Genomic DNA, 17,243 nt, shown 5'->3' on the forward strand with positions numbered 1-17,243 from the left:
CGGCGAGCCCGTTTCTGTTCGTGCGGGGTGGCGCTCAGCGACACCGACGCTTGCCGTGGGACGCCACGTGGAGCCGGAGCTCAGCCGATCTCCTACGCCGGAACGCTCAGGCGATGGCCCACAGGACCCCGCCGGAGAGGACGCCCAGCACCACCACCGACGCGAACGCGGCGAGGAGGAGGCGGGCCGGGAACGCTCGGCGGAGCAGGAGGAGCGAGGCGAGGCTGAGGGCGGGGAGGGTGACCAGCAGAGCGCCTACCGGTCCGGGGGCCACGCCCGCCTGCAGGAGGCCCAGGATGATGGGGATCTCGCCGGCAGTCGGAATGACGAACAAGGCTCCCGCCACGGCGAGGACCACCAGCAGGATGACACCACCGTCGCCGAACTCCCCACCGATCGGGAAGAGCCAGCCGCGAAGGACGCCCATACTGGCGACGACCACGATGTACTCCGGCACGAGAATGACCGCCATCTTCCCCAGCGCCACGGCGAAGCGTCGGAGTGCCGTGCGGACGTCGCCGAGGGACTGAGCCTCCACGGCGCTGGTGGTGCCGATGAGCGCGCCGACATCGCCCGCGTCGCCCAGCGTGCCGCCGGCCGGGCCGGCGTGGGTCGTGGCCGGAACTCTCGGAGTGCTCAGGCGCGCGAGCAACGGTGGAACGAGGAAGACGAGCAGCAGCCCTGCCGCGATCCGGACGCCCACCCACTGCGCCGGCAGCGCCACGGCCATGAAGACGAGGACGACGGGGTTGAGGGTGGGGTTCGCGAGCCAGTACGCCAGCGCCGAGCTGGTCGGCACTCCGCTCCTGCGCAGCGAGAGGGCAACCGGTGCCGTACAGCAGGTGCACATCATCGAGGGGAGTCCGAGCAGTCCGCCGGCCATCGAGCCGCCGAGCCAGCGCGGGCCGCCACTCAGGACCCGGACCATCCACTGCCGGGGGAGGAACGCTTCCGAAGCGGCGGCGATGAACAGCGCCGCGACCAGCGCCATCCACACGGATCTGAAGTAGCCGATCCCGAACGTCCAGGCCGTGAGCCACGAAGGTGCGGGTGGTGCGGCACCGCCGTCGGTGAGAGCGGAGGTGCCGCTGTAGGTACCTGTCGTGAGAACCCCGGCGACCTTGTGGGCGTAAGGCCACCACTTCGCCCAGGTCAACGCGGCGACCAGGACGACGACGAAGGCGGCCAGGCCGAGAAGCGTCGCTCGCCGGGACGTCGCGGAGGACGGTGTGGTGTCCACGGACACCGCGGCGGCTGTCGGGTTGTCGGCCACGTCGTCGTACCTCCGCGCGGAGCTGGCGGCCGTGATCAGGCGACCGGGCTCGTCGGGATCTCCACCTCGAACGGGGCGACGTTATCCTGGCGCCATGCCCGCGTATCAGCCGATGTCGTTGCATCTGGAGACCGAGCGACTGACGCTGCGGCCGTGGGCCCAGTCTGACGCCGACGATGTGCGTGCGCTCCACGCCGAACGAGGCGACGGGACGCCGACGATCGAGGACACCCGCGAGATCATCGCGAGGCAGCTCGCCACGACGGAGCAGACCGGGCTCGCTCTGCTGCCCATCCGCCACCGCGACGTCGGCGACTTCATTGGATACTGCGGACTCATCGTCGGCCGCTCTACCGTCGACGAACCCGAGATCGCGTTCGAGTTGTGCAAGGCCGCACACGGACGCGGCTACGCGACTGAAGCGGCCGGAGCTGTGATCGATGCCGCGAGCGCTACCGGGCGGACGCGGCTCTGGGCGACCGTGCGTTCCTGGAACACGCCGTCGTTTCGTGTCCTCGAGAAGCGCGGATTCGAGCGCAGCCACGTCTCGACCGATGACAGCGGCGAACTGGTGTGGCTCACGCGCGCGCTGCCGTGAGGCAGCAGGTTCGCTCCCGAGCAGCCTCCGTGCCGCCTCGTAACGCGTAGGTCCGGGGTTCGTTCGCCACCGGCGTCTCAGGCAAAAGACCAGGTCAGAGGAGCTTCCGTAGGGGCTTCAAACGGGGCTACCACTGCTCCGTCCGCTTGGCGCAGTCGATAGCTGCCTACGCCGGGGCCGCGCATCGAGCGGGCCGGACCCGGGGCCGGCGGAGGTCCCGGCGGCGATCAGTTCTGCTGCGGTGTCGTGTCAGCGGCCGTGTCAGCGCGGCGACCGCCCGGTGTCAGCGCGCCCGGCGAGGGTGGATGCCATGAACAGTTCGGTGATCCGAGATCGCGGGCCTTGCGCCGCCACTATTCAGTGTTACTATCTACCGGTAGTCAGCAACACTGAGTAGCTAAGGGGTGTTCCATGGGCAAGCAGGCGACGGAGATGCTCAAGGGAACGCTGGAGGGCATCGTCCTGGCGATCCTGTCCGGCCGGCCCGCGTACGGCTACGAGATCACGGCGTGGCTGCGGGATCAGGGCTTCTCCGACATTGCCGAGGGCACGGTTTACGCGCTGCTCATCAGGATCGAACAGCGTGGCCTGGTCGACGTGGAGAAGGTCCCGTCCGAGAAGGGGCCGCCGCGCAAGGTGTACTCGCTCAATTCTCAGGGGCGGGAGTATCTCGAAGAGTTCTGGAGGACCTGGAGCTTCCTCGCAGAACGGCTTGAGCAGCTCCGCGAAGGAGGCAACTAGACATGGCCGCAGGATGGATCGAGCAGCTCACAGGGTCGCTCGAGGACAAGAGGCGCTACCGGCAGTACAAGGCGCGCTCGGAACAGCTTCCCGCGAACTATCGCACGGCGATCGAGGCGCTGGACCGTTATCTGAACTACTTCGGGGCGATCTCGAAGGGGGACGTCCTGCTGGCGATGCTGGAGGACCTCATCGATCTCTTCGAACAGAGCGCGGCGGACGGAACTCCGATCCGCGAGATCGTCGGGGAGGACCCTGTGGCGTTCGCGGAGACGTTCCTCCAGAACTACTCGGACGGTCAGTGGATCAACAAGGAACGGGCGCGGCTGATCAGAGCCATCGAGCGCGCCGCAGGAGAAGACCCCGAAAAAGAAGAGAGGTCCGTCCGATGACGGCACAGCGCGTCCAGGCGATCCGTGTGCAGGGCCTGGAGAAGTCGTACAAGGAACTGCAGGTGCTACGCGGCGTGGACTTCGAGGTGGCGCGGGGCAGCATCTTCGCCCTCCTCGGATCCAACGGGGCGGGCAAGACCACGGTCGTGAGAATCCTGTCCACGCTGCTCAAGGCCGACGCGGGATCCGCCAACGTCGACGGCTTCGACGTCGCCACGCAACCGGCCAACGTGCGAGAGTCCATCAGCCTCACGGGGCAGTTCGCGGCCGTCGACGAAATCCTGAGCGGGCGGGAGAACCTCGTCCTGGTCGCCAGGCTGAGGCACCTCAAGGGCCCGGGCAAGATAGCGGATGACCTCCTCGAGCGTTTCTCGCTGACCGAGGCGGGCGCGCGGAAGGTGTCGACGTACTCCGGTGGCATGCGCCGGCGTCTCGACATCGCGATGAGCCTCATCGGGAATCCGCCGGTCATCTTCCTCGACGAGCCGACGACCGGGCTCGACCCCCAGGCGCGCATCGAGGTGTGGCAGGCCGTCAGGGAACTCGCCCACCGGGGTACGACGGTGCTGCTCACGACGCAGTACCTGGACGAGGCCGAACAACTCGCCGACCGGATCGCGATCCTCCACCAGGGTCGGATCATCGTCAACGGCACCCTCACAGAACTCAAGCAGTTGCTCCCGGCCGCCAAGGTCGAGTACGTCGAGAAGCAGCCGACCCTCGAGGACGTCTTCCTCGCGCTCGTCGGATCCGATGGCAAGGACGGCGACGCCAGCAGTGACGCGGCGTCGACACGGATGAGTAAGGAACATCGATGACCATGCACTTCTTCGGCGACACCGCCGTCCTGCTGGGACGATCCCTGCGTCACATCACGCGCAGCGTGGACACCATCATCACGACCACGATCATGCCAATCGCCTTCATGCTGTTGTTCGTCTACGTGTTCGGTGGAGCGATCAATACCGGGTCGGTCTCGTATGTGAACTACCTGCTGCCCGGAATTCTGCTCATCACGATTGCTTCGGGCATCGCCTACACCGCATTCCGGCTCTTCCTGGATATGAAGAGCGGCATCTTCGAGCGATTCCAGTCCATGCCGATCGGACGGTCGTCCGTGCTGTGGGCGCACGTGCTGACCTCGCTGGTCGCCAATCTGATCTCGCTCGTGGTCGTCGTGCTCGTCGCCCTCGTCATGGGCTTCCGCTCGGGGGCGGGCGTACTGGCGTGGCTCGCGGTCGGCGGCATACTGGTGCTCTTCACCCTGGCGTTGACGTGGATCGCCGTCATCCCCGGTCTCACCGCGAAGTCCCCGGACGGCGCGAGCGGGTTCTCCTACCCGCTCATCTTCCTGCCGTTCATCAGCTCGGCATTCGTGCCCACCGAGACCATGCCCGGCCCGGTGCGCGCCTTCGCTGAGCACCAGCCGGTGACGTCCATCGTCAACGCCATCCGCGACCTGTTCACCCAGCAGCCGGTCGGCACCGACATCTGGATCGCCCTCGCCTGGTGCGTCGGCATCCTCATCGTCGCGTACGTGTTCGCCATGGGCACGTATCGCCGCAAGATCTCCTAGGGGCTGCGAAAGGCAGGCAAACACAGATTGTTCTCGACCGCAGCGATCCGGAAACCGGCTCTGACCCACGGAAACGTGGTCGGAGCCGGTCTGCTTTCCAGGCTCGCTCTAAGGTGAGGTCGAAGTCCTTCACCAGGCGCCGACGCTGGCCCAAGCGCGCCGGATGTCTATTGCTGAAGGGTTTTGGCTGCACCGCGGCGCCGTCGGATCTGCTCCCACACCAATCCGGACAGGCTGCTGACGAACAGCAGGGTGATGATGGCCAGGATGGCGCTGCGGATGCTGACCACCCCGTGGTGCTGGATCGCATAACCGGTGAGGGTTCCTGTGATGAGCATTCCCAGGACCTGCAGCAGGAGACAGCCCAGCTGAGCTCGTCGCGGGCGCTGCAGTCCGGAGCGCTCGGCCAGTTCGGCCGCGTAGTCGTCGACTGGCCCGAACTCCTGCTCGGGATCGCCGCCGGACTCGGCGAGATGAGAGGCGGCCTCGGCGCGGAATTCCTGTGCGCGGCCTGCCGAGAGCCGATGGCGGCCCTCCAGGAGGCCAGCCAGCCGGTCGAGCCAGGCCGTGTGCGCGAACGTGGTCACCGGAGGATGGGCTTTGGTCCAGCGGTCGCCGAGCCACCATCCGGCGGCCCAGATCGCGGCGCCGGCCAGTAGCAGCCCAGGAAACGGCACGCGGAGGAGATCGGTTCTCGGCAGGTAGAGGGTGATCGTGGTACCCACGGCCAGTATGGCCAAACAGCCGAGCAGGAGCCGCCGCCCGGTCGACGGCCGGCCGGCGTCACGCGCATCGCCGCGTAGCAGGATGCAGAAGATCGTGAGGAAGTTCGTGATCCAGAAGGCCAGGTCGGAGGCGGTCAACGTGTGCCATGTGCCGCTCGCCAGCCAGCCGATCGCACCGAGTGTGGCAAGGGAGACGCCGATCCAGGACGCCACCCGGAAGGCGACTGGCTCGGTGGCCCCCGTGTGCCGCACCGCCACATGGTGGAAGCGCTCCTCGTCCGCGCTGGTGATGTGCTTCGCGTACGTGTCGGCGTCGCCAAAAGCGACCTGTGGCGACTCGGCGGCCGCGGTGCAGTGTGCCTTGGCTTCGGCGACGATGCCGTCGATCCGCGCGCTGTCGATCTGGCGGGATGCCAGTGCGGCAGCGAGGTTGTGGTACCAGTCAGGTTCGGTTGGCATCGGATCGGTTACCTCCGCTGTTGGTTCGAGCCTCACTCACGAGCGTGATCGTTGCGCTGGCGAACCGCTCCCAGTCCTCGCCGTCGGTGGCCAGTCTCTGGCGCCCGGACTTGGTGATCGCGTAGAACTTGCGACCTGGCCCGCCGTCGCCCTCGGTCCAGCGCGACGACACCGCGCCGCTGACCTCCAGGCGGGCCAGCACCGGGTAGAGCGTGTTGCCGCTGACCTTCCCAAGGCCGGCCCGGGACAGGCGCTGGGCAAGCGCGTAGCCGTAGCTCTCGCCGTCGACCAACGCGGCCAGCACGGCGACCTCGAGCACGCCGCGCAACCAGGACGCCGGCCACCGGTCCTCGGTCATGGAACGCTGTCCCATCTCGTCAGCTAGATGATGACATCGACTAGTGGACCACGCGGCTCAGTGAAGGGCAAGCCTCCACAGGGCGGGCGGAGCACGCGGGCCGTCCAGGCGAAAGGGGCAGAGCTCGCAATATGGGCGCGGCAAGACCGTTCGTCGTGTGGCTCAAGTGCCACTGCGCAGGCTCACTGGCTCAGGCGTCGTCCTTCGCCTCGATCGCGGCGAGGTCGCGGACGGCATAGCGGTGGTGCTCCCACTCCTCCTCGAGGATCACGTGCAGGCACGAGAGGGTGGTCTCCGTGTGCTCAGGGGCGTGCGGGTTCTTGCGCGTCACCGTCAGCTCGTCTGGTGTGACGGTGGCGAGCAGGTCGCGCACCATGGCGACGCGGCCCGCCCGCGCCTCGAGGACCTCGGGGTACGACGGAGCGACCGTCGTGAAGACCGACGTGTCGACGCCGTCGCCCTCGGTGTCGGCGTCCAGGAGACCAAGAGGGTGGAACGGCTGCTCGATCTCCAGGACCCCCCGGCGTAGCCACGTGTCCGTGGCCAGGACCAGGTGCCGCAGCGTCTGCGCGAAGGACCACTCGCCGGCTACCGAGACGTCGACCGTCCCGGCCGGCATCGTCGCGACGCGCTCGAGCGTGGCCGCCCAGGTGCGCTCGAGCGCGGCCCAGGCCGCGCGCAGACCATCCGGATCGGCGGCACGCCGATCCGCGCGACCGGGGAAGCGGCGGTTGAGCTCGGCCTCGACGAACGGGATCACGTCGACGCCGTTGACGTGCAAGAACTCGCCGTGGACGAGCCACGGTGCGTCGATGTCGGCCCGCTGGACCTCGACCCCGCGCATCACGACGCCGGACAGGTCGGCCCCGATGAACCGGGTGCCACTTAGGTCCGCGTCGACGAACTCCGCTCCCCGCAGGTCGTCAGACCGGGTGAAAGTTGCCATGACTTCTCCTTGTCGAGCGCCCTGTCGCGCTGGCGGAAGTTGCTCGTTGAGGCGAGTGAGGATGGCATTGTCCTCAACGAACCACGCAGGTGTCGAGGCCCCGGACGAGTCTCAGCGGATGCGGCGGGTGCCCCGGCCCCCCGGAGCGCTCCCCTGGTCAGCGGCTGCCGGACTGTGGCGAAAACAGAAGCGCCCCGGCGATCAGCCGGGGCGCTTCGATGCTGGGAGGTAGCGCAGCACTCGGCACGTCAGGTGGCGGCGGAGCGCCATCGGTGGGCGGGCGTCCGCTGGCCGTGCGGAGTCCCGCTGGCGTCGCTCCCCGACGGATCTCAGCTCGCCTTCGCGGTGGGGGAGACCAGGCCGGTCAGCCGGTCGCTGAGTCTGGCGAGACGTCGTACCGCGGCAGGCTTGTCGGCCAGGGCCGCGGGCTTGGCGGGCGTGAGTCGTTCGTAGTAGCCGCCGGCCGTGACCTCGATCTGTGGCGACGCGAGATGTGCCAGCATGATGCCGCCCTCGCTGACGCTGGCTCCGGGCGTGCTCGGACTGTAGATCCGTCGCAGCGGGGTCTCGACGATGCCTGGGTGCACCCTGATCATGACGAGTTGGTCCGACTCGTCGTGGGCCAGCTCCCTGCTGAACATGGTGAGAGCCAGCTTGGACTGCGCATACGCCGCCACCGGCCGGTAGGTGCGGACCCGTTGTGGGTCGGCCCAGTCCAGGTTGGCGGTGCGGTGCAGGGTGGAGGACACGTTGATCACCCTGCCCCATCCAGAGGCGTTGAGCTGTGCGGTGAGGCGTCGCGTGAGCAGGTAGGCGGCCAGATAGTTGATCTGGAAGGTCAGCTCGTTGCCGTCCACGGTGACGGTTCGACTCGGTGGCCCGGCGATGGCCGCGTTGTTGACCAGAACGTCCAGCTTGCTGTGGCTCGCGGCGAGTGTCTCGGCCATGTCCCGCACCTCGGACAGGCGTGCGAAGTCGGCGGCCACGACTCGAAGTCGTTCCGAGGGCACGTTGTCGTCGACCAGCCGACGCAGGGCATCCGCGCGGCGTTCGTGGGTCGGTGCGTGGAGGAGAACGTTCCAACCCACCGACGCGAGGCGGCGGGCGGTCTCGTAGCCGATGCCATCGGACGCACCGGTGATGAGGGCGGTGGGCTGCGCAGCATGACGCATGTTGTCGTCCAGGGGGGAGTACCGGTCGTCGCCGGTGGGGGGTCGAATGGGATCTGCGGTACGCCGAAGGCGTCGCCGACAGGGCGCCGCGGTTCCGTCGTCAGTTGACGGCAACCGGCGCGGTATGAGGCGGTCGATGCACGCGATCCACGGCCATAGTCAACACACGTGCGATCCGTCCCTCAAGATTCGCGGCAGTTCCATACGAGACTCTTACGCCAGTCGACGACGGTGCGGCTCGCATCGGAGAACCGGCGGCGGGCGTCCCGGCGAGTCACGTGAGGGGAACATTTGTCCAAGCCGCTGGTGCGCGCCGGCGGCGACAGTGGGCCTCATGACTATTCCTGCTGGGCAACCGCATGTGAAGGACGACGCCGAGGCGGCTGAGGAATCGGTTCTGCCTCTGGACGACGGTGACATCTACGTGTGCCAGGACGGGCCGCGCGACGCCCCGGTACTCCTGCTCATCCACGGATCCGCATCCTCGACCAGCTCCTGGGACCTGCTGGTTCCGCTCCTGACCCGGTCCCATCGCGTCATCTGCATCGACCTGCTCGGGCACGGCCGGTCAGCCAAACCTGCCGGTGTCAGCTACGAGACACCTGACCAGGCACGCCGCGTCGGTGCGGCACTGGACCGGCTCGGCGTCAAGCAGGCCACGGTTGTCGGCCACTCCAGCGGCGGCGCGGCCGCCACGGCCCTCGCCGAACAGCGACCCGACCTGGTGACCGCGCTCGTGCTCATCAACGCCGGACCCAGCCTGGACGCCTTCCTCGCACCGCAGGCCGGCGCCATCGAACCCTCGCGGTGGCCGCCGAGTGACGAGCAGCTCCGCCAGTTCGCGAGTACGGGTTTCACCGCGGACTACCAGATCCCACAAGAGCTCGTGGACGAACTGCGCGCTCTGGACTATCACGCGTTCACCGCGGCGATGCAGGGGACGAGCGCCTACCTGGCGCAGCGGTCGCTCCCGGATCGACTGAGGGGCCTCGGCAAGCCACTACTGGTGATCTTCGGTGCGGACGACCGCAGATGGCGACCATCCTCCGCCGCCGACTACCTCGCCGTTCCGGACGCGAGAATCGAGATGCTGCCCGGCCTTGGACACACACCGATACTCGAGGATCCGCCGCGGACCGCCGCGCCGCTCCTCGCCTTCACCGCGACCCACGCCGCGACCCACGCCGCGCAGGGAGGTGAGTGATGAAGAGAGTCTTCACTGGCCTGGCGGCCCTGCTGTTCCTTGCTGTGATCGCACAGTTCTTCCTGGCCGCCAGCGGTGCGTTCGACAGCGCGCCCACCGACGAAGCCTTCCAGCCACATCGTGTGCTCGGATACTCGATACTCATCCTCGCGGTCGTGGTCACAGTGGTCGGCGCCATCGCCCAGATGCCGCGCCGGATCGTCGGGATCGCCGGCCTGGCCGTCGTGCTGGTACTCGTTCAGGTGGTGATCGCGGAAGTCGCCAAGGCGTTCGGTGACGGCTCGACCGCCGGGCACCTCATCTTCGGTCTGCACGCGGTCAACGGGCTGCTCACCATGGGCGCGACCGAGACAGTTGTGCAGCGAGCGCGAAAGGTCACGGCGAAGCCGGCCGAACCCAGCCGAGTAGCGGCATGACGACAGCCACGTTGATCATCCTGGACCATTCGATCGCGTTGTCGAGCGTCGTCGCGTGGTTCGCGGCAGGCGTCACCATGTCACTGCGGCGCGCCAGGGCTGCCCTCACTCTGCTGGCGGTGGCGTTGCTGGTGACGTTGACCAGAGTGGCGTCGGTGGCGGTGCTGGCGGGTCGAGGCTGGTGGTTCGTGCAGGAGAAGGTCCTGCTCGGGTTGCCGATGCTCGTGCTCGCCGCGCTGGCCGCGACGGTGATCGCCGGACCCCGGCTACGCGGGCGGGCGCAGGGGGTCCGCCGCGCGGAGAGCATCGACACCGCGGCCGTCGTCGCGCTGTTCACCGCCGGCTACGCCGCACTGGCTGGTTTCGTGGTGACCTTCCTCGTTGGGTACCCCCTGGCTCTCGGTACCGCACTGATCACGATCGCGCTGGTGCTCGCGGGCGCGCTGTTGACCGCGCGCGTGCTCGCGGCACCGAGTGCGACGACGGTCGAGGAACCGGCCACCGACCAGGGCCGGTCCGAGGTTCCGCGCCGCCGCTTCCTCGGCGTTGCCGGTGGGGTGATCATGGTCGGTACGGCAGGTACGGGTGCCAGCCTGTCCGTGGGATCCGCCATGACCATGATCGACGACGGAGGCGGTCCGGACCCGGCCCCGCGTGCTCCTGTATCGGTGACAGACCTACGGGGCCCCGACACACCGGGACCGGGCGGATCCCGGCGCGAACACGTCCTGGTCGCCCGGAAAGCCACTGTGCGGGTGGAGTCCGGACGCGACTTCGACGCGTGGACCTACAACGGTACGGTGCCCGGTCCGGCGATCACCGCCACTGAGGGCGATCTCATCGAGGTCAAACTGATCAACCACGACATCGACGACGGAGTGACCCTGCACTGGCACGGCTATGACGTGCCGTGTGGGGAGGACGGTGCGGAGGGCGTCACCCAGGAGGCCGTGGCACCCGGCGGCGAGTTCGTCTACCGGTTCCGTGCCGAGCAGGTGGGAACGTACTGGTATCACACCCATCACGCGTCCTACGTCGGTGTGGCCCGAGGGCTCTACGGTGTGCTCGTCGTGAAACCTCGCGACGAACACGACAGCCGGCAACTGGATCTGACGCTGGCCGTGCACACCTTCGACGGCACCGCGACGATCGCGGGTGGCGCCGAACACATCGCGCCGGCGGGTACCACGGTGCGGTTGCGACTGGTCAACACCGACTCCAGTCCGCACCGGTTCGCACTGGCAGGCGCGTCGTTCCGGGTGGTTGCCGTCGACGGCCGCGACCTGCATGGGCCCGGCGAGATCAGCCGGACCAGGCTGCGGCTTCCCGCATCCGGGCGCCACGACCTCGCGTTCGTCATGCCGAGCACATCCGTGGCACTGCTGCTCGACGACCAGGCCGCCACCGTGTGGCTGCGGCCCCAAGCCGGCGCCTCCGACGGTGCGGCCGCAACGCCAGACACCACGGGATGGCCCGAACTCGACCTGCTGACATACGGAACCCGAGCCTCTGTCGCGCTGCGCGCCGACACTGCCGACCGGCGCTTCACCCTGGTACTCGACCGTGGGCTGGCCATGGTCGACGGATCACCGACGTACGCGCAGACTGTCAACGGAAGCGGACACCCATCGATCCCCGACCAACTCGTGACCGAAGGCGACGTCGTCCGGTTCAGCGTGGTCAACCGGAGCCTGGAGACCCACCCCTGGCACCTGCACGGCCATCCGGTGCTGATCCTCTCCAGGAATGGGAAGCCGTCGTCGGGCAGCCCCCTGTGGGTCGACACCTTCGAGGTACGTCCCGGAGAGGTGTGGGAGGTCGCGTTCCGGGCCTCGAATCCGGGCATCTGGATGAACCACTGCCACAACCTGCCGCACGTGGATCAGGGGATGATGCTGTGCCTACGCTACGACGGCGTCACCACCCCGTTCGGCGGCATGCACGGCACCCACGCTGTCGGTTCGAGCCACCGGATGGGTGGATGAGTGTCGTGCTGCCTTCCGCTGTCAACGGTGACTTGCGAGGGCCGTGCCTGGAACGAGGGCTCGCCTCGCCGGTCACTTCCCGTAGCCCGCCGCCACCTGTCCCATCAGGGTCGCGAAGGGCATGTCGAGGGCGGCATAGACATCGTTGGCGTGGGGGTCGGCGTTGTCGGCCATGATCTCGACCATGAGGGTGGCGTAGTCGGACACCTCTACCCCCAGGATCGCCAGGCGCGCCAGGCCGGCCTCACGCTTGTGAAGGCTGAACGTGCCGCAGGCGTCGACCGCGACCACCGACTGGTAGCCATCTGCCTGCGCCGAGATAGCCGCGAGCGACCCGCACACCTCGAACGAGAGCCCGGCCACGATGAGGTGGTCGCGTCCCGTTTCCGCGACCCTCTCGACGAAGGCCTTGTCGTCCCAGGCGTTGACCGTCGATCTGTCGTGGATGTCCAGGTCACCCAGTACTTCCCGCAGCTAGGGAATGGTGGGTCCCCACATGCTGTCGCGCGCTGTCGTGGCCGCGACGATGGGCACACCCAGAATCTGTGCGGCCTTGGCCAATCCCACGACGTTGTGCTTGAGCTCGGCAACGCCGATGTCCCGCACGCCGGTGAAAAGTCCGGTCTGGTGATCGATCAGCAGGACCGCGGAGTTGTCTCTGGTCACCCTCGTGCGTTGTTGCGTAGCCACGTTCCTCTCCCATCCCTCCATGGGCCGCTCACGCCCGCCGTACCGCTCGACGAGCGACACGAGTCGGCATGATCCCCGCAGTTGACGCTAGCGCGTCTCGAGCGCCGTCAACCGAGCCCTGCGCGACGTCCTCCTCAGCCGCTGGCGCAGCTGCTCCCACACCCGCACCTACTCGACAAGAGCCGTGCACGAGGCAAATGGGCCCGAAATCCTTCGCTGGGCGGGGACCCTACGAGTGGCCGACGGCCAACCACCCCCGAGCTGTGCAGGGCATCCTTGAGGCGCTGAAGGTGAGTGGGCGCCGCCTCGGTCAACGGAAGGCGTACCGTCGCGTGCGGGATGATTCCGAGCTCGGCCAGAGCGGCCTTGGCCATGATGGCTCCTTGGGATGTACGCATGATGGCCTCCACCAGGGGAATCAACGAGGCCTGGATCGCCTTCGCCGAGTCCAGATCGCCGTCGCGGACTGCTCGTAGGAGCTCGGCGTTGCGGTCGGCGACGATGTTGCCCACCACGCTGACCACGCCGGTTGCGCCGCATGCGAGGTAGGGCAGAGTGAGCTCGTCGACGCCGCAGTAGTAGGCCAGCGCCGTGCGGGCCATGACGGACATCGCTTCGAACAGGTCGCCCTTGGCGTCCTTGACCGCTCGGATCCTGGGGTGGCCGGCGAGTTCGATCAGCGTGGGCGCCTCGATGGCGATCCCGGTGCGCGCGGGGACGTCGTAGAGCATCACGGGTAGCTCGGTCGCGTCGGCCACGGCCACGCAGTGGGCCACCACCCCGGCCTGGGTCGGCCTGGAGTAGTACGGGCAGACGAGCAGCAGCGCATCCGCCCCGGCCGCCTCGGCTTCGCGTGCCCGATGAATGCTGGCGGCCGTGTCGTAGGTGCCGATGCCGGAGATCACCCGCGCCTGGTCCTTCGACTGGACCGCCACGGCGCGGACGAGCCGGGCCGCCTCGGCGTCGGTCAGGGTGGGTGACTCACCGGTGGTCCCGCCGACGGCGATGCCGTCGCATCCGGTGGCCAGAAGGTGGTCGACGAGGTTGGCGATCCCGGGTTCGCTGATGGTGCCGTCGGGATGCATCGGGGTCACCATGGCGACCAGGTTGGTGCCGAAGTGCAGGTCGGCAGGGTGCCGCGGGTCGGTCATGGTCCCGATCCTGCCTCCGCGTATCCGTATGGTCCAGCGATGCTTTCTTGCCGGTATTGATTAGCTTGTCTTCATGATTGAGGTGGGAGCCCTGCGGGCTCTGCGGTCGGTGGCCGCGCTCGGGACGCTGGCGCGGGCAGCCGAGGAGCTCGGATACACGGCATCGGCGGTGTCGCAGCAGATCAAGAGGCTGGAAGGCCAGGTGGGTGTGCCCGTCCTCGCGCCGGCGGGACGCGGAGTCGTGCTCACTCCTGCCGGGCAGGCCATCGTCGACTCGGCACCCGAGGTGTTCCAGGCACTGGAACGCTGCGCCGAAGCGGCTCGCTCCGTCGCGGAGGGCGCGCCGCGCGGCATACTCCGCGTTGCTGCCTTCTCGACGGCTGTCCGCGGGCTGCTCGCGCCCACCTTGTCGCGGCTGTCGACGCGCTGTCCGGACCTACGCGTACACATCACCGAACTGGACCCCGACGAAGCCCTCCACGGCGTCGATGCCGGAACAGCCGACCTGGCCCTCGTCCACGACGCCGACGGGTTACCAGCCCCGCTACCGTCGTCGCTGACCCAGCGCCATGTGCACACTGACGCCGGCGACGTCGTCATGAGTCGGGCGCATCCGCTCGCGCTGCTCGACCGACCACTCACAAGCATCGACCTGGCCAGCCACGCGTGGGTGACCAGCCCGCCGGGCACGGTGTGCCACCAGTGGTTCCGACGACTGGTCGCGGACGTACCCGAAGAACCAGACGTGCGCCATCTGATTGACGACTTCGCCACCCAACTGTCACTGGTCGCCTCGGGTGACGTCATCGCCCTGATCCCTCGCCTGGCTCGGCCGCGCCTGACGGAAGACCTCGTCTCCCGGCCCTTGCGGCGGCCGCCACAGCGCGAGATATTTGCCGCGTGGCGGCGTAGTGCCAATGCCAGCCCGGCGATCCAAGCGATGATCGCGGAACTCGGCGCCGCGATCGAGTCAGCAACAACCCAGACTGACTGAACTCCCTGAACTCGACGGACGTCTCGAGAGAACACCTAACGCCGAGAGCAGTGCGCATGGCGTGGATATTCACCGATTCTCTACCCTGGCAGGCCGAATCTTCACTGCGCGGTCACCGGCGAGTCGGGCAGGCTCTCATTCATGGCTGCCGTCCTCGTGCTGCTCACGCCCGCCGTGGTCGACTCGCTCGGTACGGAAGACGAGGCCCTCGAGGCTGTGGAGTACCGAGAAGCCTTGCGACTCTTGCTGAGTCGGCTTCCGGACCGTGAGAAACGCATTCTGCTGCTCCGTTTCTTTCGTGGCATGACCCAGTCCCAGATCGCCGCGGAGATGGGCATCTCGCAGTGTCATGTGTCGCGCCTGCTGACGGGTAGCCTCGCCCAACTCCGCGAACGCCTGCTCCAGGGCTGAACCCGAACCAGGCCCGAGTTCGCCTGGGTCCGGGGCGTGTCTCATGGATCCCGGCAGACCCCGTCCTGTTGCCCGTCCTGAGTGGCGTTGTCGTCTTGACGCATCCTTGACGGCGAGAGTGCTGTCCACTGTGCCGAGCATGCGCGGGCGAGCCGCTCAGCACTCGGTCGTGGCGCGTTCACCGATTTTCCACCGCGGCGGGCGGGGCCTTCACCGCGCGGTCACCGGCAACACCGGCACGCTCTCCTGCATGGCTGACGTCTTGGTCCTACTAGGAATCATAGGCTTCGCCCTCGCCATGCTGGGTCTGGTTTGGGGGCTCGAGCGCGTATGAGTGCTGTCGACGGAGTACTGCTGATCCTGTCGATCGCGGTGTTCCTCTATCTGGGTGTAGCTCTGTTCAAGGCGGAGTGGTTCTGATGACATTCACGTGGACGATCGTCGCACTCGTCGTCGTACTGGGATTGTGCTGGCGCTTTCTTGGCTCCTACATGGTCGCGGTGTACGAGGGACGAACCAAGTGGCTGGGTTTCGTGGAACGCCCGATCTACCGGCTGCTCGGGGTCGACCAGAAGGCTGAGCAGAGCTGGAAACGTTATGCGACTTCGGTCATCGCGTTCTCCGCGGTGGCGTTGGCGATCACGTACGCCATCTTCCGCATCCAGGGTCACCTGCCGTTCAACCCCGGGAAGTTCGGCGCGGTCCGGCCCGACACGGCGTGGAACACGGCTGTGTCGTTCGTGACCAACACGAACTGGCAGTCCTACTCCGGCGAGACGACGATGTCGTACCTGTCGCAGATGGGTGCGCTCGCGGTCCAGAACTTCCTGTCCGCCTCGGTTGGCATGGCCGTCGCGGTGGCGCTCATTCGTGGCTTCGCCCGCAAGGGCTCGGGAACGATCGGCAACTTCTGGGTCGACTTCGTCCGGGGCACCATCTACGTGCTGTTGCCGATCGCCTTTGTTGCCGCGATCGTGTTCATCACGCAGGGAGCGCTCCAGACGTTGGGCGGTTCGGCTGAGGTCCACAACGCGCTGAACGGCGTCAGCCAGACGTTGCCGCGTGGCCCGATCGCCTCGCAGGAAGTGATCAAGCAGCTGGGCACCAACGGCGGCGGGTTCTTCAACGGAAACGGTGCAGGACCGTTCGAGAACCCGACCGGGTTGACGAACTTCCTGTCCTGCGTACTGATCCTGTGCATCCCGGTGGCGTTGACCTACACCTTCGGCAAGATGGTGTTCAGCATCCGTCAAGGCCTCGCCATCCTCGCGGTGATGACGGTGCTGTTCGGCGGATGGCTGGCGATGGTCACGACCGCTGAGCACCAGGGCAGTCCGGCGATGGCGGCAGCCGGGGTCGTGCACCAACCCCTCGGCAACATGGAGGGCAAGGAGACTCGATTCGGAACGCCGTCCTCATCGCTCTACAACGTCACCTCGACGCAGACCTCGACCGGCAGTGTCGACTCGGCGGCCGACTCCTACACGCCCATGGGCGGGTTCGGGATGATCACCGGGATGATGCTCGGCGAGGTCAGCCCGGGCGGTGTCGGTACCGGCCTGTACTCCATGCTGCTCTTCGCCGTGATCACCGTGTTCATCGGCGGATTGATGGTCGGACGAACTCCGGAGTACCTGGGCAAGAAGATCCAGGCGAAGGAGGTGAAGCTCGCCGCCCTGGGTGTCCTGGTCATGCCGATCACGGTGTTGGTATTGACCGCGGTCGCGGTGTCGGTCAGCGCCGGCAAGGCCGGTCCGCTCAACGCCGGACCGCACGGGTTCTCCGAGATCCTGTACGCCTACACCTCGCAGACCAACAACAACGGCTCCGGGTTCGGCGGCCTGAGTGCCAACACCCCCTTCTACAACATCACCGGGACCATCGGCCTGCTGCTGGGCCGGTTCGCGATCATCGTGCCCGTCCTGGCCTTGGCGGGAAGCCTCGCGGCGCAGCGGCCAGTGGCCACGTCGCTGGGTACGTTCCGCACCGACAGGCCGATGTTCGTGGGCCTGTTGACCGCCGTGGTGCTGATCGTCGGCGCCCTGACGTTCTTCCCTGCCCTGGCGCTCGGACCGATCGTGGAGCACTTCAGCCACGGGAGCTTCTTCTGATGCCCCGCCTCGGTAGGCCCGCGTGGGCCGGATCGCTATGC

20 protein-coding genes are annotated in these 17,243 nt (G+C 67.5%); 12 read left to right on the forward strand and 8 right to left on the reverse strand.

Going from position 1 to position 17,243, the window contains the following annotated elements:
* Positions 1 to 106: 106 nt before the first annotated feature.
* Positions 107 to 1,273, reverse strand: a complete 1,167-nt coding sequence (locus HEB94_RS15715) for a permease (protein ID WP_192750580.1) — start codon at positions 1,271 to 1,273, stop codon at positions 107 to 109.
* Between the two features lie 94 nt (positions 1,274 to 1,367).
* Here HEB94_RS15715 and HEB94_RS15720 point away from each other — a divergent pair, with 94 nt between their 5' ends.
* The 5 genes from HEB94_RS15720 (at position 1,368) to HEB94_RS15740 (ending at position 4,580) form a co-directional block, all read left to right on the forward strand.
* Positions 1,368 to 1,871 (forward strand): GNAT family N-acetyltransferase, encoded by a 504-nt coding sequence (locus HEB94_RS15720; protein WP_192750581.1) that lies wholly within the window; start codon positions 1,368 to 1,370, stop codon positions 1,869 to 1,871.
* A 411-nt stretch (positions 1,872 to 2,282) separates the two neighbouring features.
* Positions 2,283 to 2,612: a PadR family transcriptional regulator gene (locus tag HEB94_RS15725; protein WP_192750582.1), complete on the forward strand. Its 330-nt coding sequence runs from the start codon at positions 2,283 to 2,285 to the stop codon at positions 2,610 to 2,612.
* A 2-nt stretch (positions 2,613 to 2,614) separates the two neighbouring features.
* Positions 2,615 to 3,004 (forward strand): DUF1048 domain-containing protein, encoded by a 390-nt coding sequence (locus HEB94_RS15730; RefSeq protein WP_192750583.1) that lies wholly within the window; start codon positions 2,615 to 2,617, stop codon positions 3,002 to 3,004.
* Positions 3,001 to 3,822: an ABC transporter ATP-binding protein gene (locus HEB94_RS15735; RefSeq protein ID WP_192750584.1), complete on the forward strand. Its 822-nt coding sequence runs from the start codon at positions 3,001 to 3,003 to the stop codon at positions 3,820 to 3,822. The genes HEB94_RS15730 and HEB94_RS15735 overlap by 4 nt, the downstream gene beginning before the upstream one ends.
* Positions 3,819 to 4,580: an ABC transporter permease gene (locus HEB94_RS15740; RefSeq protein ID WP_192750585.1), complete on the forward strand. Its 762-nt coding sequence runs from the start codon at positions 3,819 to 3,821 to the stop codon at positions 4,578 to 4,580. Before HEB94_RS15735 ends, HEB94_RS15740 begins: the two co-directional genes overlap by 4 nt.
* A 167-nt stretch (positions 4,581 to 4,747) precedes the next feature.
* On the opposite strand, the gene HEB94_RS15745 is transcribed toward HEB94_RS15740, so the two are convergent.
* From HEB94_RS15745 to HEB94_RS15760, 4 genes are all read right to left on the reverse strand, one after another.
* Entirely contained in the window at positions 4,748 to 5,764 is a 1,017-nt protein-coding gene (locus HEB94_RS15745) for a hypothetical protein (protein ID WP_192750586.1), read from the reverse strand.
* Positions 5,748 to 6,137, reverse strand: coding sequence for a PadR family transcriptional regulator (locus HEB94_RS15750; protein WP_238361538.1), 390 nt, complete (start codon positions 6,135 to 6,137; stop codon positions 5,748 to 5,750). The genes HEB94_RS15745 and HEB94_RS15750 overlap by 17 nt, the downstream gene beginning before the upstream one ends.
* Positions 6,138 to 6,312: 175 nt before the next feature.
* Complete coding sequence (locus HEB94_RS15755) at positions 6,313 to 7,068, reverse strand: DinB family protein (protein ID WP_192750587.1); 756 nt, start codon at positions 7,066 to 7,068, stop codon at positions 6,313 to 6,315.
* Between the two features lie 329 nt (positions 7,069 to 7,397).
* Positions 7,398 to 8,240, reverse strand: coding sequence for an SDR family NAD(P)-dependent oxidoreductase (locus HEB94_RS15760; protein WP_192750588.1), 843 nt, complete (start codon positions 8,238 to 8,240; stop codon positions 7,398 to 7,400).
* Positions 8,241 to 8,574: 334 nt separating this feature from the next.
* Between HEB94_RS15760 and HEB94_RS15765 the strand changes: the two genes are divergently transcribed.
* The 3 genes from HEB94_RS15765 to HEB94_RS15775 are packed head-to-tail and all read left to right on the forward strand — an operon-like array spanning position 8,575 to position 11,845.
* Complete coding sequence (locus HEB94_RS15765; RefSeq protein ID WP_192750589.1) at positions 8,575 to 9,444, forward strand: alpha/beta fold hydrolase; 870 nt, start codon at positions 8,575 to 8,577, stop codon at positions 9,442 to 9,444.
* Positions 9,444 to 9,860 (forward strand): DUF6220 domain-containing protein, encoded by a 417-nt coding sequence (locus HEB94_RS15770; protein WP_192750590.1) that lies wholly within the window; start codon positions 9,444 to 9,446, stop codon positions 9,858 to 9,860. Before HEB94_RS15765 ends, HEB94_RS15770 begins: the two co-directional genes overlap by 1 nt.
* Complete coding sequence (locus tag HEB94_RS15775; RefSeq protein ID WP_192750591.1) at positions 9,857 to 11,845, forward strand: multicopper oxidase family protein; 1,989 nt, start codon at positions 9,857 to 9,859, stop codon at positions 11,843 to 11,845. The genes HEB94_RS15770 and HEB94_RS15775 overlap by 4 nt, the downstream gene beginning before the upstream one ends.
* A gap of 72 nt (positions 11,846 to 11,917) precedes the next feature.
* On the opposite strand, the gene HEB94_RS49265 is transcribed toward HEB94_RS15775, so the two are convergent.
* From HEB94_RS49265 to dapA, 3 genes are all read right to left on the reverse strand, one after another.
* On the reverse strand, positions 11,918 to 12,319 hold the full coding sequence (locus tag HEB94_RS49265; RefSeq protein ID WP_202897203.1) for an isochorismatase family protein: 402 nt from the start codon (positions 12,317 to 12,319) through the stop codon (positions 11,918 to 11,920).
* Positions 12,320 to 12,535 (reverse strand): cysteine hydrolase family protein, encoded by a 216-nt coding sequence (locus HEB94_RS49270; RefSeq protein ID WP_202896367.1) that lies wholly within the window; start codon positions 12,533 to 12,535, stop codon positions 12,320 to 12,322.
* 134 nt (positions 12,536 to 12,669) lie between these two features.
* A complete protein-coding gene (gene dapA, locus HEB94_RS15785; protein ID WP_192750592.1) occupies positions 12,670 to 13,686 on the reverse strand; it encodes a 4-hydroxy-tetrahydrodipicolinate synthase in 1,017 nt (338 codons plus the stop codon).
* Positions 13,687 to 13,759: 73 nt separating this feature from the next.
* Here dapA and HEB94_RS15790 point away from each other — a divergent pair, with 73 nt between their 5' ends.
* From HEB94_RS15790 to kdpA, 4 genes are all read left to right on the forward strand, one after another.
* Entirely contained in the window at positions 13,760 to 14,680 is a 921-nt protein-coding gene (locus HEB94_RS15790) for a LysR family transcriptional regulator (protein ID WP_192750593.1), read from the forward strand.
* A 141-nt stretch (positions 14,681 to 14,821) separates the two neighbouring features.
* A complete protein-coding gene (locus tag HEB94_RS15795; protein WP_238361539.1) occupies positions 14,822 to 15,091 on the forward strand; it encodes a sigma-70 family RNA polymerase sigma factor in 270 nt (89 codons plus the stop codon).
* A 330-nt stretch (positions 15,092 to 15,421) separates the two neighbouring features.
* Positions 15,422 to 15,511 carry a potassium-transporting ATPase subunit F gene (locus HEB94_RS15800; RefSeq protein ID WP_192750594.1) on the forward strand — a complete coding sequence of 30 codons (90 nt, stop codon included), beginning with the start codon at positions 15,422 to 15,424 and terminating at the stop codon, positions 15,509 to 15,511.
* Positions 15,511 to 17,202, forward strand: coding sequence for a potassium-transporting ATPase subunit KdpA (kdpA, locus tag HEB94_RS15805; protein WP_192750595.1), 1,692 nt, complete (start codon positions 15,511 to 15,513; stop codon positions 17,200 to 17,202). Before HEB94_RS15800 ends, kdpA begins: the two co-directional genes overlap by 1 nt.
* The last annotated feature ends 41 nt before the right edge of the window (positions 17,203 to 17,243 follow it).

Origin of the sequence: Actinopolymorpha pittospori (genome assembly GCF_014873875.1) — a bacterium.
Classification (GTDB): domain Bacteria; phylum Actinomycetota; class Actinomycetes; order Propionibacteriales; family Actinopolymorphaceae; genus Actinopolymorpha; species Actinopolymorpha pittospori.

Excerpts from the sequence above, each read along its gene's own strand:
- HEB94_RS15735 (WP_192750584.1), top strand. The coding sequence starts at position 3,001 with ATGACGGCACAGCGCGTCCAGGCGATCCGTGTGCAGGGCCTGGAGAAG.
- HEB94_RS15760 (WP_192750588.1), bottom strand. The coding sequence starts at position 8,240 with ATGCGTCATGCTGCGCAGCCCACCGCCCTCATCACCGGTGCGTCCGAT.
- HEB94_RS15745 (WP_192750586.1), bottom strand. The coding sequence starts at position 5,764 with ATGCCAACCGAACCTGACTGGTACCACAACCTCGCTGCCGCACTGGCA.
- HEB94_RS15755 (WP_192750587.1), bottom strand. The coding sequence starts at position 7,068 with ATGGCAACTTTCACCCGGTCTGACGACCTGCGGGGAGCGGAGTTCGTC.
- HEB94_RS15730 (WP_192750583.1), top strand. The coding sequence starts at position 2,615 with ATGGCCGCAGGATGGATCGAGCAGCTCACAGGGTCGCTCGAGGACAAG.
- HEB94_RS15790 (WP_192750593.1), top strand. The coding sequence starts at position 13,760 with ATGATTGAGGTGGGAGCCCTGCGGGCTCTGCGGTCGGTGGCCGCGCTC.
- HEB94_RS15725 (WP_192750582.1), top strand. The coding sequence starts at position 2,283 with ATGGGCAAGCAGGCGACGGAGATGCTCAAGGGAACGCTGGAGGGCATC.
- HEB94_RS15750 (WP_238361538.1), bottom strand. The coding sequence starts at position 6,137 with ATGGGACAGCGTTCCATGACCGAGGACCGGTGGCCGGCGTCCTGGTTG.
- HEB94_RS15720 (WP_192750581.1), top strand. The coding sequence starts at position 1,368 with ATGCCCGCGTATCAGCCGATGTCGTTGCATCTGGAGACCGAGCGACTG.
- HEB94_RS15795 (WP_238361539.1), top strand. The coding sequence starts at position 14,822 with ATGGCTGCCGTCCTCGTGCTGCTCACGCCCGCCGTGGTCGACTCGCTC.
- dapA (WP_192750592.1), bottom strand. The coding sequence starts at position 13,686 with ATGACCGACCCGCGGCACCCTGCCGACCTGCACTTCGGCACCAACCTG.
- HEB94_RS15770 (WP_192750590.1), top strand. The coding sequence starts at position 9,444 with ATGAAGAGAGTCTTCACTGGCCTGGCGGCCCTGCTGTTCCTTGCTGTG.
- kdpA (WP_192750595.1), top strand. The coding sequence starts at position 15,511 with ATGACATTCACGTGGACGATCGTCGCACTCGTCGTCGTACTGGGATTG.
- HEB94_RS15765 (WP_192750589.1), top strand. The coding sequence starts at position 8,575 with ATGACTATTCCTGCTGGGCAACCGCATGTGAAGGACGACGCCGAGGCG.
- HEB94_RS15775 (WP_192750591.1), top strand. The coding sequence starts at position 9,857 with ATGACGACAGCCACGTTGATCATCCTGGACCATTCGATCGCGTTGTCG.
- HEB94_RS15740 (WP_192750585.1), top strand. The coding sequence starts at position 3,819 with ATGACCATGCACTTCTTCGGCGACACCGCCGTCCTGCTGGGACGATCC.
- HEB94_RS15800 (WP_192750594.1), top strand. The coding sequence starts at position 15,422 with ATGAGTGCTGTCGACGGAGTACTGCTGATCCTGTCGATCGCGGTGTTC.